Source organism: Rhodococcus rhodnii NBRC 100604, assembly GCF_001894925.1.
In the GTDB taxonomy this organism is placed as follows: Bacteria; Actinomycetota; Actinomycetes; order Mycobacteriales; family Mycobacteriaceae; genus Rhodococcus_F; species Rhodococcus_F rhodnii.
This window is the reverse complement of the sequence record NZ_BCXD01000065.1, coordinates 1-1,433: the sequence shown is the minus strand read 5'-3', so window position 1 is coordinate 1,433 and position 1,433 is coordinate 1. Positions and strand designations below refer to the sequence as shown.

Genomic DNA, 1,433 nt, shown 5'->3' with positions numbered 1-1,433 from the left:
CGTTGATCCGATCCTGAAGCTGCCCGGAGTGGATCAACGACCGCAAGATGTAGTGGTCGAGGTTCCGGAACCCGAGGGCGATGCCCCGTAAATGCTCGAGTCGGCCGTTGATCGCCTCGACCGGGCCGTTCGAGATCCCGACGTCGAAGTAGGCGAGGATCTCGGCGCGTCGTCGCCACAGGCTCCGCCCGAGTTGCGCCAACTCCTCCAACCCTGCGGGAAGTCCTGTTCGGATTCGTTTGAGGCACTTGAACATCGCCAGCTTCCCGGCACGCTTGTTGCTCTCGGCGTAGGCGGCAATCAGATCCTGATAGCACCACGCGGTCACCTCCACCGGCAGGTGCGCGTCGTCTCGGTCGAGCGCCGCCGCGAGCTTGTCCTTCTGCTTGTCGGTGAGCAGTTCGGTACGGGTGAGCAGCATCCTGCGGATCCCGTACAAGGGGTCACCGACCCGACCCCGATGCCCACGTGTGGTCTGCTGGATGCGTTGCCGACACAGCGTGAGCTTCTCCGCCGCGAGGTGCACGACATGGAACGGGTCCATCACCGCCCGCGCCGCCGGCAACGCCTCTTGGGTGGCGGTGCGGTAGCCGGCGAACCCATCCATTGCCACGACCTGCACCCGACTGCGGAAGTTGCTGTCCCGCTTGCCCAGCCAGTCGGCGAGTGCAGCCTTGCTGCGGCCGGCGACCATGTCCAGCAGGCGGGCGGGGCCGGTGCCGTCGATCACCGGGGTCAGGTCCACGATCACGGTCACGAAGTCCGGATCACCCTGACCACGCCGATGCTTCCACTTGTGCTCGTCCACCCCGAGGTAGCGGATCCCGTCGAGGTGCCCGGGGTGGTCGAAGACCACCTCGCGGGCCAACGACCCGGCGAGGGTGTTGACAGTATTCCAGCCGAGTCCGAGTGCTCTCGCGACGGCGGAGACGGACATCTTGTCGATCGCCAACCGCTGCAGGATCCAGCGGGAGCATCGCCGGGTGGTTGATGCTTTCGGGGCGGTGACTCGGTCGAGGGACTGCCGGAAGATCTGCGTCTCGCAGGCGTCGTCGGCGCAGGTGAAGCGGGGTACCCGGACCCGTAGTCGGGTGGGGTGCCCGACGACGGGCAGGTCCGTCAGGACCCGATCGACGTGGTCCCGCAACCGCCCGGGCTGCAGACATGTCGGGCAACGAGGATCCGATTCGACGGGCCGGCACTCGATGAGGGTCAGCTGGTCGGCGATCGCGGCGCCGGTGATGGTGAGCCCCAGCTCGACGGTTCGGCAGATGGTGTCGGCGACAAGGCACGTAGGCTCAGACATGGGTTCTGTGGAGTAGACGACAACGGTGTAGGAACCTTCATCGTCACACCTCAGGACCCGCCTACATCTTGTGCCTCACCCCATCAGCCTCGGCCGCCCGTGATGCACTCCCGATCGGGAAGAGCCC

The 1,433-nt window shown here is 66.2% G+C and carries 1 protein-coding gene; it reads right to left on the bottom strand.

Annotated elements, in window-relative coordinates; genetic code table 11:
• On the bottom strand, positions 1-1,306 hold a 1,306-nt coding region (locus RR1_RS21485; protein WP_072713757.1), incomplete at its 3' end, for an ISL3 family transposase.
• Between the last annotated feature and the right edge of the window lie 127 nt (positions 1,307-1,433).